Raw genomic sequence first — 13,565 nt, forward strand, 5'->3', positions numbered from 1 at the left:
AGGAGGTTGTTCCCATGTATCGCAACCCGTTGGTCCACCGGCGAGGGTCCATGAGCACCATTCTAACGAGGATTCTTCCTGGGGCGATGGCTCTGGGACTGATTGGGGTGGCGGCCCAAACTGTGTTGTGGGGGGAACAAGCTCCGCCCCCACGGCCAGCACCCAGCACGGATGCCTCCCAGGAACAAGCGGCACAGGCTCCCCATAACCCCTTCCGACGCTTGCCCGGATTACAAAAGGACGGCACCGTTCAGTTGCCGAACCAGTGGAAGTTGCAGCCCGCAGGCCGACACCTGGAAGTTGGTGATTTCCCTGTCCACATCGAGTTGCATCCCACCGGGCAGTTCGCGGCGGTGCTGCACTGCGGCATGCGGGAGCATGAGGTAGTCATCCTCGATCTCGCAGAGAAAAACCGGCGCATCGTCAGTCGCGTGACTGTCCCCCAGGCCTTCTACGGCCTAGCTTTCTCTCCCGATGGCCGGCAGTTGTACGCCAGCGGCGGGGAATTCGATGTGGTTCACGTCTGGGATTTCGACAAGGGACTGCTGCACAATGCCCGGAGCGTGAATGTCGCCGTGCCCGATGAACCGCGAATCGTTCCTGCGGGAATCACCCTGGATGAGCGAGGGAATGATCTGTTCGTCTGTGGCTTATGGGCGGATGTGCTCATTCGTGTGCCCTTGACCAATCCCACGAATCTGGTGGCTATCCCTCTGCGTCCGCCATCGCCTCAAAAGCCTGTTGAACCCAAGGGACAAGGCGAACCTCCCAGCCCGCCGGATGGTCGAAAGGAAGCGACCTCTGCCCCAGGTGGCAAACAACCGCCGAAAAAGAAAGGGCCGGTGACCGAGGATGAGTACGGCGGCGTGCGGCCCCGCGGGCTGTATCCCTATACCGTCCTGGTCGAGCCGGGAAACCGCCGGGCTTTCGTCTCCCTCTGGGCTGCCTCGGCGATCGCAGTCATCGATCTGGAAAACAACCGCCTGCTAACCCGTTGGCCGACGGAGTCCCACCCCACCGAAATGGTGTTGTCTCCCGATGGCAAAACGCTTTACGTGGCCTGCGCCAATTCCACGAAAGTCTCGGTGCTTGATGTGGCCACAGGCAAAGCCTTGCAAGTGATCCATGCCGCCTTGTATCCCCAGGCGCCTGTTGGGAATACCCCGAATAGCCTGTGCTTGACCCCCGACGGACAAATCCTGATTGTAGCCAATGCCGATGCCAATAATTTGGCTCTGTTCAATGTTTCCGACCGATTGCAGGCGAAACCTTTGGGTTTTATCCCGACCGGCTGGTATCCTACATCCGTGCGATACAATCGCCTGGACAAGACGATCTATTTCACGAACGGCAAAGGGGTCATTTCCAAGGCCAATCGCAGCGGTCCGAATCCAGAAAAGCCGCAACCTTCCAATCTGATCGAATACATCGGCAGTCTCTATCGCGGGACCTTCGCCGCTTTGCCCATGCCCAACCCAGAACAGATGGCCCGCCTGAGCAAGCAGGCGTATGAGTGCAGTCCCTTGCGGCCCGATAACGCACCGCGGGCCGATGATGTGCCCCCGGATCATCCCATTCCTCGCAAGTTGGGTGATCCATCACCGATCAAATACGTGATTTACATCATCAAGGAGAACCGGACCTATGATCAGATTTTCGGCGATTTGGCAGCAGGACCGAATCCAATCGGCAATGGCGATCCAGAACTGTGCCTCTTCCCCGAACCGGTGACTCCGAATCATCATAAACTGGCACGCGAATTCGTGCTGTTGGACAATTTCTACGTGGATGGCGAGGTGTCCGCCGATGGCCACGAGTGGAGCATGGGGGCTTACGCCACGGACTTTGTGGAGAAACTCTGGCCGCTCAGTTATCGCGGAAGCCCGCGCAAAACGTTCGGGTATCCAGCGGAGGGATTGCTGGACCCGGCCGCTCGGCCTGCCGGGGGTTACCTGTGGGATCGTGCCAAAGAGGCCGGTGTATCCTACCGCAGCTATGGCGAGTGGATCGAAAACGGCGCGAAAAATCCCGACGGCACCTTCCAGCCGGGACGCGCCCGCGTGCCAGCTCTGGAGGGACACTTCGATCCGCTGTTCCGCGGATATGATCTGAGCTATCCCGATGTCAGGCGAGCGGAACGCTTCATCAGCGAATTGCGACGCTTCGAGAAAGAAGGCGAGATGCCCCGCTTGCAGATCGTCCGCCTGCCGAACGATCACACCGCCGGCACCCGCGTTGGTATGCCGACCCCCACTGCTTACGTGGCTGACAATGATCTGGCATTAGGAATGGTGGTCGAGGCGGTCACCCACAGCAAGTTCTGGAAACAAACCGCGATCTTCGTCGTGGAAGATGATGCACAGAACGGTCCCGACCATGTCGATGCCCACCGGACCGTGGCGCTGGTCATTAGTCCCTATACCAGGCGCCGGTTCGTGGACAGCACGCTCTATTCGACTTCCAGCATGTTGCGTACGATGGAGTTGATCCTGGGACTCAAACCGATGAGTCAATTCGATGCGGCGGCCCGCCCCATGTACAACTCTTTCCAAAGTCGTCCGGATTTCACACCCTACAAGCATGAAGTGCCACGAGTGAATATGCAGGAGGTGAACAAGCCGACTGCCTGGGGGGCCGATCGCTCGGCACGCTTCGATCTGAGCAAGGAAGATGCGGCGGATGACATTCTCTTCAACGAGGTGATCTGGAAAGCCGTCAAGGGTGCGGACAGTCCCATGCCTCCGCCGGTACGTGCGGCCTTCTTCCTACCGGTACGGCCTGCCGCGATGCGAGATGACGACGATGACTGATCCACGGCGAGGGAGGAAACTCAACGGGTCAGCCAACGGCGCTCTTCTTCCTCGCGGGAAAGTTCCTAGCGGGAAAGCTAAAGGAGAGGATCGACCCTGACAGCCGCGCAGCATGAATAGGAGGATGCGGGGCGCCAGAGACCGGTGGTCCCGTCAGTAGTCCTGTCGTTCGAGGCCCAGGAGGGCCTCTTTGAAGGCGGTGGCGGAGGAGAAGCGATCCTGCGGTTCCTTCGCTACGGACTTGAACAAAACAGCGGCCAAGTCATCTTCGATATCCGGCTTGAGTTCCTTGGGGTGGCGTGGGGGCAGATTCATACGCCGGCGGAAAGTTTCTTCGCTGGAGAGGCTGCGTTCCCAAGGAAGCTGGTTGAGGAAAATTTCGTAGGCGGTGACTCCAAGTGCGAAGAGGTCCACGCGGTTGTCGATGGGGCGGCGGCGGATGATTTCCGGGGCGAGGATGTCGGGGGTGCCGGTGCGATTGCCCCCAGAGCAGAACTCCGGTTTCCAGGGTATGGTCAGGCCGAAGTCAATCAGCTTGAGGACGCCTTCGTTGTCGATCATGACATTGCGGGGGCATAAGTCGCGGTGGAGCCAGCGGTTGTCATGGAGGTATTGCACGGCGTCGCAGAGCTGGCAGAGGTAATTGATGCGGTTGCCGTTGAGTTGTTTGGAACGCGTTTCGATGAGATAATTGAGGCCCAGCCCCTCGATCCACTCCATCACGAGAAACGGATCGCCCTGGGTGGAGATGCCATGTTCGTAGGTGCGGACGATGTTGTCATGACGGAGCGAGAGGCAGATCTCGCCCTCGCTGGGTTTGTTGAGGCCTTTGAAGCGGGCCTCGAAGTTGGCAGTCTTGACTTTATCTAAGACTTTGAGGCAAACGATGCGTCCGAGTTCTCGGTCATAGGCGCGGTAAACTTTGGACATGCTGCCTTGTCCAGTCCGACCGCTCAGGTCGAACCGTTTTTCTAAGTTGACGGGTTTGAGTTTCTTCCTGGCTGTACCACCGCTAGAGGCAGTGGGATTCTTCTTTCCCCCGAATAAAAAGTCAAGCCATCCCACGAGTGCATCACTCCCTACTGCGGTCCAATAGCCAACGGACCTGCCTTGGCGGTCGTCACGGATCGAGGCGTTCCCATTTGGCCAAGGGGACAGTGTTAGTGTCCTTTTACACTTATCTACCACATTATTTTACTCGTGACAGCGGTGACTGAAGGGGAAAATAGATCGATCGGAAGTAAGGCAGCAGCTGTTAAGGGGAAGTGCAGTAGTCGATGATGCGGGCGACTTCGGTGCGGAGGTCCTTGCGATGGACGATGCGGTCGATGAAGCCATGCTGGAGGAGGAATTCGCTGGTCTGGAAGTTGTCCGGGAGTTCCAGGCGGACGGTGTTGGCGATGGTTCGGCGTCCGGCAAAGCCGATCATGGCTCCTGGCTCTGCAAGGGTGATGTCGCCTTGCAAGGCCCAGCTCGCCGCTACGCCTCCCATGGTGGGGTGGGTGAGGATACAGAGGTAAAAACCGCCAGCGGAGTCGTGGCGGGCGATGGCCGCGGACACCTTGGCCATTTGCATGAGGGACAGAATGCCTTCTTGCATGCGGGCCCCGCCGCCGGAGCCGCTGACAAAAATGAGGGGCAGGCGCAGCTCCGTGGCACGTTCCGCCGCTCGTGCCAGTTTCTCGCCGACTACACTCCCCATGCTTCCAGCCATGAAGGCGAAGTCGGTAATTCCCAGAACCACGGGCCGGCCTCGGATGAATCCCTTCCCCGTCACCGCAGCATCCCACATGCCGGTTTTTTGCTGTTCTTCCGTGAGTCGCTGGTGGTAGGGGATGCGGTCTACGAAACCGAGGGGATCGCAGGGCCGCAGGTCAGTATCCCATTCCTCAAATGTGCCTTCGTCAAGCAATTGAGTGATGCGGTCGCGAGCGGGCATGGTGAGATGATAGTCACATTCTGGGCAGACATACCAGCGGAGGACGACCTCTTTGCGGAAGACGGTCGCGTGGCATTGGGGGCAGCGCATCCACAGCCCCTCAGGAACGCCGCGCTTGACCCGCTCGCTGGTCATGCTCTCGCTCCGCACCGCCGTAACCTGTTCCATCTCAACCTGTGGGATCGGTTCCGTCAAGAGGATTTTGGATCTCCTGTTTCGCCGCGTGTGATTTAGAGGTCGTCGATCTGGGCCAGGCTGAGGAATTTCTTCCCTTCCACGTAGGCGAGAAAGGCACCGCCGCCGGTGGAAACATGGGTCATCAGTTCGGCCAGTTCAAATTGTTCCACAGCCTCGGCAGTTTCTCCACCCCCCACGATAGTCGTGGCCTTGCAGGTGGCCAGAGCTACGGCTATCCCATAAGTGCCGCGGGAAAACAATGCTTGCTCAAACCAGCCCAGCGGGCCGTTCCACACTACTGTGCCCGCAGAGCGGATATGGGCCACGTAAGCCGCTACTGTCCGCGGACCGATATCCACACCCTCGTATCCTTCGGGAATATCCCCTTGACAGAGACGAGTATCTTGCAAATTGTCCGAGCGGGCCGTGAGGTAATCGACCGGCAGCAGGATTTTCTGGCCGACATGGGCTAGAAGCGGCCGGGCGGCTTCGACCTCCTCCCCGGCTACTCGGGTGGAGCCGACGCTGCGCCCCTGGGCTTTCAAAAAGGCATAAGTCATCTTGCCGCCGATCAGAAGGTGATCGACTTTATGCAATAGAGCCTGGATGAAACCGAGTTTATCGGAGACTTTGGCTCCTCCCATGATGGCTAGAAGCGGCCGCGTCGGCTGGGTGAGTAACTGGTCAAGGATTTCCAGCTCCCGCTGTACGAGCCGGCCGATGGCGCGCGGCTTGCCGGCCGCTTTGAACGCCGCGGGCAGAGCGACCATCGAGGTGTCGTTGTCGTTGTGACAGGTGCCAAAGGCGTCATTCACATAAGCATCACCCAGGCTGGCCAGGGCCGCGGCAAACTCGGGACTGTTTTTCTGCTCGCGCGGATCGAAGCGCAGGTTCTGCAACAGGGCCACCTGACCCGGTTGCAGTGCGGCAGCCGCTTGTTGCACAGCCGGCCCGACAACTGCATCGCCGCCGCCTAATACGGGAACCGGCTGCCCCAGGAGTTGGCCGAGGCGCTCCGCCACACGATCCATCGTCAAAAGCCGGCGCTCTTCTGGCGTGGCTTTTTCTGGACGGCCTAAGTGGCTCATCAGGATGATCGCGGCTCCCGCTTGGCGGAGCTTCTCGATCGTGGGCAAGGCGGCCCGGATGCGGCGATCATTCTTGACGGCCCCCGTTGTCTTGTCCAGGGGAACATTGAAATCCACGCGGACCAATACCTTTTTTCCGCGGAGGTCCCCCAGGTGCTCCAGGATTTTTTTCGGCATAGTGCTACAGACTCCTCGTGCATCATCTGGTGTTGTCGGGGATTGGGGAATGTCAACCTTTGGCGATCATGTGGCGGAGCAGGTCCACACACCGCATGCTATAACCCCATTCGTTGTCGTACCAGGCGATGAGTTTGAAGAAACGGCTGTTCAACTCGATCCCGCTGCCCGCGTCGAAAATGCTGCTTGCGGAATCGTGGATGAAGTCCGAAGAGACGACCTCATCTTCAGTGTAGGCCAGGATACCTTTGAGGTATGTCTGGCTGGCGCGCTTCATGGTCTCGCAGATTTCCTTGTAGCTGGTCTCGCGGCTGGTGCGCACCGTCAGGTCCACGACCGAAACGGTAGCCGTGGGGATGCGGAAGGCCATGCCCGTTAGCTTTCCTTTGACTTCCGGGCAGACGAGGCCGACGGCTTTCGCTGCACCGGTCGTGCTTGGAATGATGTTGATGGCTGCCGCCCGCCCTCCTTTCCAATCTTTGCGACTGGGTCCGTCCACGACCTTCTGCGTCGCAGTGTAGCTGTGGACCGTGGTCATCAACCCTTCTTCGATTCCGAAGCCCTCTTTGAGGAGCACGTGGACGAGGGGAGCCAAGCAATTGGTGGTGCAACTCGCATTCGAGACGATATGATGCCGGGCGGGATCGTACTTGTCGTGATTGACTCCCATGACGATGGTAATGTCTTCCTCCTTGGCCGGCGCCGAGATGATGACCTTGCGGGCGCCTGCCGTCAGGTGGCCGCGGGCTTTGCTCGCTTCGGTAAATAAGCCAGTACTCTCAATGACGTACTCCACTCCCAGTTCTTTCCAGGGCAAAGCCGCCGGCCCTTCCTTCACCGACAGGCAGCGAATCTCGTGGCCGTTGACGGTCAAAATGTCGTCCTCCGGGAGGTCTGGCTTGGATTTGCGGCTTCCCACTTCTCCCCGGAAGCGGCCTTGCGTGGAATCATATTTGAGCAAATAGGCCAAATTGTCGGCGGGTACTAAGTCGTTGACGGCTACGACATCCAATTCCTTACCCAGCAGCCCCTGTTCGACGATGGCTCGGAACACAAGACGCCCGATTCGTCCAAAGCCGTTGATCCCGATCTTCGCGGCCATAAAGCATTTCTCCCGAATGACACAGGTGTGTCTCAACTCACGTGATCAGGGGGGCCAGGTATGACTCACTCCGAGGGTTTCAAGGCTGCCCCTGCCCCCCCAGGTTCTCTCGATACGCTATGGATGAGATGGGAGGATGTCCAATCGCGGCAGAGGAGCACCCTGCCAGCCGTGGGCTGTTATGCGCTGGATGGAGGGACGTAAGCCCAAGGATTGGGCCATCACTCCGGCGATGAACAGAGGCATGGGATTACGGCTCTTCATCTCTACAATTGGCGTCTCTGCGATCGGAGTCGGGGAGAGATCCTGCTCGTCAGAGCGGCCTGAGCTGATTACCTTGAACAGGGAGTAACCACCAGAGGATCGCATCAGACCGGCTGTCTGTTGCGGGTGTCTGGCCGGAAGGAGGAAAGCACACAATGGCACAAGCAGTTCGAGTTGCGGTCACCGGGGCAGCGGGACGTGTGGCTAACAGCCTGATCGTGCGCATCGCATCCGGCGAAGTATTCGGTCCGGATGTACCCGTCATTCTGCAACTGCTGGAGTTGCCCGTGGCGATGAAGACGCTCGAGGGCATTCTCTACGAGTTGCAAGACTGCGCTTTTCCCACCTTGCAGGACGTGATCATCACAGATGATGCGAACCGAGCATTTGAAGGGTGCAATTGGGCCATTCTGGTCGGAGCTGCTCCACGTGGGCCTGGAGAGCAACGTTCGGATTTGATCCGCAAAAACGGTCCGATCTTCGTGGAACAAGGGCGGGTTCTCGCTCGGCGGGCTGCTAGTGATGTCCGCATCTTGGTCGTCGGCAATCCCTGCAATACGAACTGTCTCATCGCTTGGCGGAACGGTCGGGATATTCCGGCGGAAAGGTGGCACGCCATGACCCGCCTGGATCATAACCGCGCCGTCTATGCTTTGGCTGCCAAAGCGAACGTACCCGTGACCGCGGTCACGTGCATGACCATTTGGGGCAACCACTCGAATACCCAGTATCCGGACTTCACGAATGCTCGCATCAACGGGCGTCCGGCCACCGAGGTGATCACCGACCGCCAGTGGTTGGAGACGGTCTTCGTACCCCAATGCCAGGAGCGCGGGAAATTCATCATCGATACGACGAAGGTGTCCTCTTCTTTCTCCGCTGCCAATGGTGCGATCGACCATATCAAGAGCCTGGTCCGCGGTACGCCTTCGGGGGACTGGACCAGCGCTGCTTTGGTCTCGCGGGGAGAATACGGGGTGCCGGAGGGGATTGTCTTCGGCTATCCCGTCACATCCCGCGGCGACGGCTGCTGGCAAATCGTGGAAGGTCTCAAACTCGATGAGTTCGGACAGCAGAAGTTTCAGATCACGTTGCAGGAGTTGATCAAGGAACGGGATGTGGTCCAGGATTTACTGCCGAGTTGAGGGACGGCTTTCCTGCGCCCCTAGGCGGGAAGAGTCGGGGAGCCATCGGAGAGGAGGAATTGGTAAAACGGGCGGAGATTGCCGAGAATACGGTACGACAAGCGAGGTGACCGCATGGGTACTACCATCTCAGCGGGAAACTGGCCTGTTTGAGGCCGATGCCAGGGATGCCAGGGATTGCTGCCCCCGATCGCTGACCCCTGGTCAGACTGCTGAGGTGCCCTGATGAAAGGCCGTTTCGCTACCCGTCCCCGCCCCGCTTTATTTCGTGCCCTGGGACGACAGGACCCTCCTCGGATCGTCCGAATTGGCAACCTCTGCTACAAGCGCCAGGAGGTATTCAAACACGACTCGTGGGCAGCCACAGCTTTGTACAGAGGCGGTGAGGATGGTGCACCGCCTCGTGCGGTGTGCAAGTTCCATCGTGTGGCACCCGTCTGTGGTCTGCCGATGCATTGGTTCGGTGTGTGGATGGCCCAGCGTGAACGCCAACTGCTGGCGCGGCTGGCCGACTTGCCTGTTGTGCCTCGGCTACTGCCCGCGGTGACTGCGGAAGATGGCACGTCCCTACCCCACGCCATTGCGCGGGAGTACATTCCCGGCCGGCCTTTGGATAGAGATGTGCCGTTAGGTCCGGACTTCTTCACCCAGTTACGGCACGCGCTGGCTGAGATGCATCGCCGCGGCATTGCTTATGTCGACTTGCACAAGCGGGAAAACATCATCGTGGGCTGGAACGGCCAGCCTTACCTGGTCGATTTTCAAATCAGTTGGAACCATCGGTGGGAGGGGTCAGGGCCAGCGCTTCCCGTGGGCCAGTCCTGGACTTGGCGCTTAGCCGAGCGGGTGTTTTCTGCATTGTGTCAGGCGGACTTTTACCATTTGGAAAAACACATCCGCCGAGTGCAAGGCAGCCGGGGACCGCGCATCCCGCCTCCCGAATGGGTTCGCTGGCACCGTGCCGTCGCCGTTCCCTTCCGTGAACTGCGGCGGCGGTTGCTTGTTCTCTGCGGGATTCGCTCCGGTCGAGGTGCGGCTACCACGGAGCAGTTCGTCGAAGTGGCCTTTCGGTCGTCCGACACAGTTCGTTCTGCCGCGGCGTGACCATCGGACGAGATGGCGGGCGATTGCTGGAACATTCGGACATTTCCGTCCATGTAACGGCAGCAAGATAGCGGAACGGAACCTGCAAAGGAAGCAGGCTAGCGGATCAGGCGGCAACTGCTAGACTGACATTGCTTCCAACAGGCTGGAGAATGGCGAGCCAATAGATGCTTCCGTCCTGGAGTTTCCGTCTCGCCTTCCCCCTGCCCTCCAGTATGACTTCATCGCATCGCCTCGCGGGGAGGTTCGCCCATGAGTCAATCCAGAAGCCAAGCCAAGAATGTGCTCGGTGGGCCGCTGCAACCGTGTTCCTTTCGCCCGTTGACCGGCTTTTATCGCAATGGCTGTTGCGATACCGGACCGGAGGATTACGGCTTACACACAGTCTGCTGCCAAGTGACGGCCGAGTTCTTAGCTCACCAGCGGTCCATCGGCAATGATTTGATCACTCCGGTCCCCTTTTATGGCTTTCCTGGTCTCAAGCCTGGAGATCGTTGGTGCGTGTGTGTGACCCGCTGGAAGCAATCCCTGGAAGCGGGGGTAGCCTGCCCCGTGATTCTGGAAGCTACCCACATTCACGCCCTGGAATACGTGGACCTAGAAGACCTCCAGCGGCATGCCATTCCCATAGACTCCCCGCACAACGGCAGTTGAACTGGGCTTGCCAGAAACAACAGCCGTCTAGCAGGGAGAGGATTCTCTGCTCTGCCGGCCAGCCGCCAGCGGCGAAGGAACTACTTCTTGTCTTTCAATTGAGGCGGCATGGAGCTACCCCCAGGCTGCATCGGAGGCGGCCCTTTGGGATTGAGCTGGATCGACGGGCCTGGATCATTCTTCCGCTCGTTACTAGCGGACCCTCCACAGCCGCTGAGTCCAGCCATTAGCCCGGCGATGAACAAACAAAGGTAGCGTCGATTTCGCATCGAAGCATCCTTTCCATTGCGTGTCAGATATTCTGGTCGAAGTTACCAATCGTTACCGGGCAGGTCGCCCATGTTAGGAGTGACGACGGCCCACCAGGAAGTGCCGGAGATGCTGGCATTGATGGTGCGGACGCTCCCATCGCCCAAGCCTGCCAACATGACACCGCCGCTATGAATCGCTTGGGTCATCATCGGATTGCAGAGAGGCGAGTTTTGGGGTATGGTCTGGAAGCGAGAGTTGGGGCCGACGACGCCGACGACCGAGGTGGCCGATGCGTAACCGGCTGTTCCCTGTTGATTGCCGTAAGCAAACTGCGGCTCATACACCACGTTCCAGGCGCCATGTGCCCACAAACTGGCAAAGGTCCCGGCGCTGATCTGGCACCGACGGAATCGCTCCGCGAAAAAGATGGTGTTGGAGGATCCGTCCTGAATGGTGTGGATTTTCAGGGAGCTGCGGTGATTCCGGTAGTCCGAGCTATCCCCACGATTGGGACTGCCGAAGACCTGGAAGTTGGCCGCATAGTTGCTGTAAGACCAATTGCCGATTTCATTGGGTGCTCCCCAACCCATCGGCCAGAGGCCGTCGTCCGAACCGGTCGAATCCGAAGGGCAGAGGTACAATTTGATCGGCGTGGCCGCGGGCGCTCGCGTCCCTCCGCTGTACGGTATCCAAGCGTAGGCATCCTGAATGCCAGGTAGATACGGGCCGACCGTAGAAGCGTCCCAGAGAGCGTTCTGTTCGATAAAGGGCAGGAGCAAGAAGAAGATGCTGCCCCGCGGGCGCTGGCTAGGATCGCCAGAAACATATTCCGAATACAAGTCCGGAAGCTTGCCATGGGCATCCTGATAATTATGGCAGGCCAGAGAGATTTGCTTGAGCTGATTGGAACAGGTCGTTCGGGCTGCTGCCTCGCGGACCTTTTGGACTGCCGGCAGCAATAGCCCGATCAAGATGGCGATGATCGCAATGACCACGAGCAGCTCGATGAGGGTGAACCCTATCCATCGGCTTCTGCGCACGGGAGAGGTTGCGAAACTCATGGTGCCTCCTCGGGGTGAAAATTAGGGCAAGGATCAAACCGAACGCCGAGAATACAGCCTCCGTGAGGGGATACCACCAGCATCTGATCGTTCTTTCTCCGAAAGTGGTGGTGTCGGGCGAGGAAATCGTAGACCATCGTACATGTGGGATCATGAAAGCGTGGTGAGTCAAGGATGAGAAAAAAGAACCCCTCCGTGGGGATGTACGGGCGCTGGTGGTGAAGGGTTTTCCGTTTGAAATGGTCCCAGGGGGGCGGAGTATCTGTCGAATCGGGGAGGTTTGAGAGTGTCTGTTGAGGCCGGAGTATTGTCGGTGCTCCGAGCGAGCCGTTGTTCAAGCGAGCACCTCCCGGACGACCTGGCCGTGGACATCGGTCAGGCGGAAGTCACGTCCCGCGTAACGGTAGGTGAGTTTTTCATGATCGAAACCCAACAGGTGGAGGATGGTGGCGTGGAGATCATGGACATGGACCGGTTTTTCAACGGCTTTGAAGCCGAACTCGTCGGTAGCACCAATCGCTTGCCCGCCTTTGACTCCGCCGCCGGCCAGCCAAACGGTGAAGCCCCAATGATTGTGGTCCCGACCATTGACCTTGCCCGCATTGGCACCCGGTTGGGGCAGTTCCACCGTGGGAGTTCGGCCGAATTCCCCGCCCCAGATGATCAGGGTTGATTCGAACAAGCCGAGGCGTTTGAGATCGCTGATCAGAGCGGCGATCGCTTTGTCCACCTGTTGAGCCAAGCGGCGGTGGTTGACTTCCAGGTCGTCGTGGTTGTCCCAGGGCTGGCCTTCCCCATGCCAGACTTGCACGAAGCGGACGCCGCGCTCGATGAGTCGGCGGGCCAGCAGCAGACTGCGGGCCTGTTCGCTGGTTCCATAGGCTTCCAGCACGTGCTTGGGTTCCCGGCTGATGTCGAACGCCTCCGCCGCTTCGGTCTGCATGCGGAAAGCCAACTCGAAGGCCTGAATGCGTGCCTCCAATTGCGGATCGTGGAGGCGCGAGGCCTGATGCTGCCGGTTGAGCTGTTGCAGCAATTCCAATTGCCGCCGCTGCTGATCGACCGGCAAGTGGGGATTGCGGATGGATTCAATCAACTTATCAATTTGCGTGTGGCGCGTGTTCAGGTAAGTGCCCTGATAGATGCCGGGGAGGAAGGCCGCTTGCCAGTTTTGGGACTCTTGGATGGGATAGCCGCCGGGGCACATCACGACAAACGCGGGGAGATTGAGGTTTTCCGTACCCAAGCCGTAGGTCACCCACGAGCCAAGGGAAGGGCGGGGAAGTCGCGCCTCGCCACAGTTCATGAGCATGAGGCTAGGTTCGTGGTTGGGGACATCGGCGTGCATGGAACGGATGACGCAAATATCGTCGATGTGCTGGGCGGTGTGGTGGAAAATTTCGCTGACTTCCAGGCCGGACTGCCCATACTTGCGAAACTTGAAAGGTGAAGGGAATGCCGCTCCGGTGCGCCGCTCGGTGCGCAGGTTGCCGGTCGGGAGGGGTTTGCCCGCGTATTTCTGGAGCATGGGTTTGGGGTCGAAGGTGTCCACGTGGCTCGGCCCGCCATTGGCAAAAATGTGAATGACATGCTTGGCCTTCGCGGGGAAGTGGGGCTTTTTCGGCGCCAAGGGATTGAGGGCAGCCTGAGCGGAGGGTGATAACAAGCCTGCTTGGTCCAATGCCGTGGCCAAGCCGATCAGTCCCATACCTACGCCGCAGCGGCTTAGCATTTCCCGGCGAGTCCAGAGCATCGGTTGGCGTGGAGTTGAGGCCATCGTTGTCATCCTTCC

The 13,565-nt window shown here is 59.1% G+C and carries 10 protein-coding genes; 4 read left to right on the forward strand and 6 right to left on the reverse strand.

Going from position 1 to position 13,565, the window contains the following annotated elements; all coding sequences use genetic code 11:
- Positions 1 to 14 precede the first annotated feature (14 nt).
- Positions 15 to 2,810 (forward strand): alkaline phosphatase family protein, encoded by a 2,796-nt coding sequence (locus tag H0921_RS03765; RefSeq protein WP_228498979.1) that lies wholly within the window; start codon positions 15 to 17, stop codon positions 2,808 to 2,810.
- Positions 2,811 to 2,963: 153 nt separating this feature from the next.
- Here the strand turns inward: H0921_RS03765 and H0921_RS03770 are convergent, their stop codons facing one another.
- The 4 genes from H0921_RS03770 to gap all read right to left on the reverse strand — a co-directional run bounded on the left by H0921_RS03770 (position 2,964) and on the right by gap (position 7,293).
- The gene (locus H0921_RS03770) at positions 2,964 to 3,875 is read right to left on the reverse strand and encodes a serine/threonine protein kinase (protein WP_315851842.1); all 912 of its coding nucleotides are present in this window, start codon (positions 3,873 to 3,875) and stop codon (positions 2,964 to 2,966) included.
- 190 nt (positions 3,876 to 4,065) lie between these two features.
- Positions 4,066 to 4,917 (reverse strand): acetyl-CoA carboxylase, carboxyltransferase subunit beta, encoded by an 852-nt coding sequence (gene accD, locus H0921_RS03775; protein WP_194537133.1) that lies wholly within the window; start codon positions 4,915 to 4,917, stop codon positions 4,066 to 4,068.
- 62 nt (positions 4,918 to 4,979) lie between these two features.
- Entirely contained in the window at positions 4,980 to 6,191 is a 1,212-nt protein-coding gene (locus tag H0921_RS03780) for a phosphoglycerate kinase (RefSeq protein WP_194536716.1), read from the reverse strand.
- 52 nt (positions 6,192 to 6,243) lie between these two features.
- The gene (gene gap / locus H0921_RS03785) at positions 6,244 to 7,293 is read right to left on the reverse strand and encodes a type I glyceraldehyde-3-phosphate dehydrogenase (protein ID WP_194536717.1); all 1,050 of its coding nucleotides are present in this window, start codon (positions 7,291 to 7,293) and stop codon (positions 6,244 to 6,246) included.
- 419 nt (positions 7,294 to 7,712) lie between these two features.
- Between gap and H0921_RS03790 the strand changes: the two genes are divergently transcribed.
- The 3 genes from H0921_RS03790 to H0921_RS03800 all read left to right on the forward strand — a co-directional run bounded on the left by H0921_RS03790 (position 7,713) and on the right by H0921_RS03800 (position 10,460).
- Positions 7,713 to 8,702 (forward strand): malate dehydrogenase, encoded by a 990-nt coding sequence (locus tag H0921_RS03790; protein ID WP_194536718.1) that lies wholly within the window; start codon positions 7,713 to 7,715, stop codon positions 8,700 to 8,702.
- 225 nt (positions 8,703 to 8,927) lie between these two features.
- Positions 8,928 to 9,806: a BUD32 family EKC/KEOPS complex subunit gene (locus H0921_RS03795; protein WP_194536719.1), complete on the forward strand. Its 879-nt coding sequence runs from the start codon at positions 8,928 to 8,930 to the stop codon at positions 9,804 to 9,806.
- A 252-nt stretch (positions 9,807 to 10,058) separates the two neighbouring features.
- Positions 10,059 to 10,460 (forward strand): DUF2237 family protein, encoded by a 402-nt coding sequence (locus H0921_RS03800; RefSeq protein WP_194536720.1) that lies wholly within the window; start codon positions 10,059 to 10,061, stop codon positions 10,458 to 10,460.
- Between the two features lie 311 nt (positions 10,461 to 10,771).
- Here the strand turns inward: H0921_RS03800 and H0921_RS03805 are convergent, their stop codons facing one another.
- Entirely contained in the window at positions 10,772 to 11,773 is a 1,002-nt protein-coding gene (locus H0921_RS03805) for a DUF1559 family PulG-like putative transporter (RefSeq protein WP_194537134.1), read from the reverse strand.
- A 334-nt stretch (positions 11,774 to 12,107) separates the two neighbouring features.
- A complete protein-coding gene (locus H0921_RS03810; protein ID WP_228498981.1) occupies positions 12,108 to 13,550 on the reverse strand; it encodes a DUF1501 domain-containing protein in 1,443 nt (480 codons plus the stop codon).
- Between the last annotated feature and the right edge of the window lie 15 nt (positions 13,551 to 13,565).

The organism is Thermogemmata fonticola (genome assembly GCF_013694095.1).
GTDB classification, from domain to species: Bacteria; Planctomycetota; Planctomycetia; order Gemmatales; family Gemmataceae; genus Thermogemmata; species Thermogemmata fonticola.

Coding starts and splice junctions, on each gene's coding strand:
- H0921_RS03790 (WP_194536718.1), top strand. CDS start 7,713: ATGGCACAAGCAGTTCGAGTTGCGGTCACCGGGGCAGCGGGACGTGTG.
- H0921_RS03800 (WP_194536720.1), top strand. CDS start 10,059: ATGAGTCAATCCAGAAGCCAAGCCAAGAATGTGCTCGGTGGGCCGCTG.
- gap (WP_194536717.1), bottom strand. CDS start 7,293: ATGGCCGCGAAGATCGGGATCAACGGCTTTGGACGAATCGGGCGTCTT.
- H0921_RS03765 (WP_228498979.1), top strand. CDS start 15: ATGTATCGCAACCCGTTGGTCCACCGGCGAGGGTCCATGAGCACCATT.
- H0921_RS03810 (WP_228498981.1), bottom strand. CDS start 13,550: ATGGCCTCAACTCCACGCCAACCGATGCTCTGGACTCGCCGGGAAATG.
- accD (WP_194537133.1), bottom strand. CDS start 4,917: ATGGAACAGGTTACGGCGGTGCGGAGCGAGAGCATGACCAGCGAGCGG.
- H0921_RS03795 (WP_194536719.1), top strand. CDS start 8,928: ATGAAAGGCCGTTTCGCTACCCGTCCCCGCCCCGCTTTATTTCGTGCC.
- H0921_RS03805 (WP_194537134.1), bottom strand. CDS start 11,773: ATGAGTTTCGCAACCTCTCCCGTGCGCAGAAGCCGATGGATAGGGTTC.
- H0921_RS03780 (WP_194536716.1), bottom strand. CDS start 6,191: ATGCCGAAAAAAATCCTGGAGCACCTGGGGGACCTCCGCGGAAAAAAG.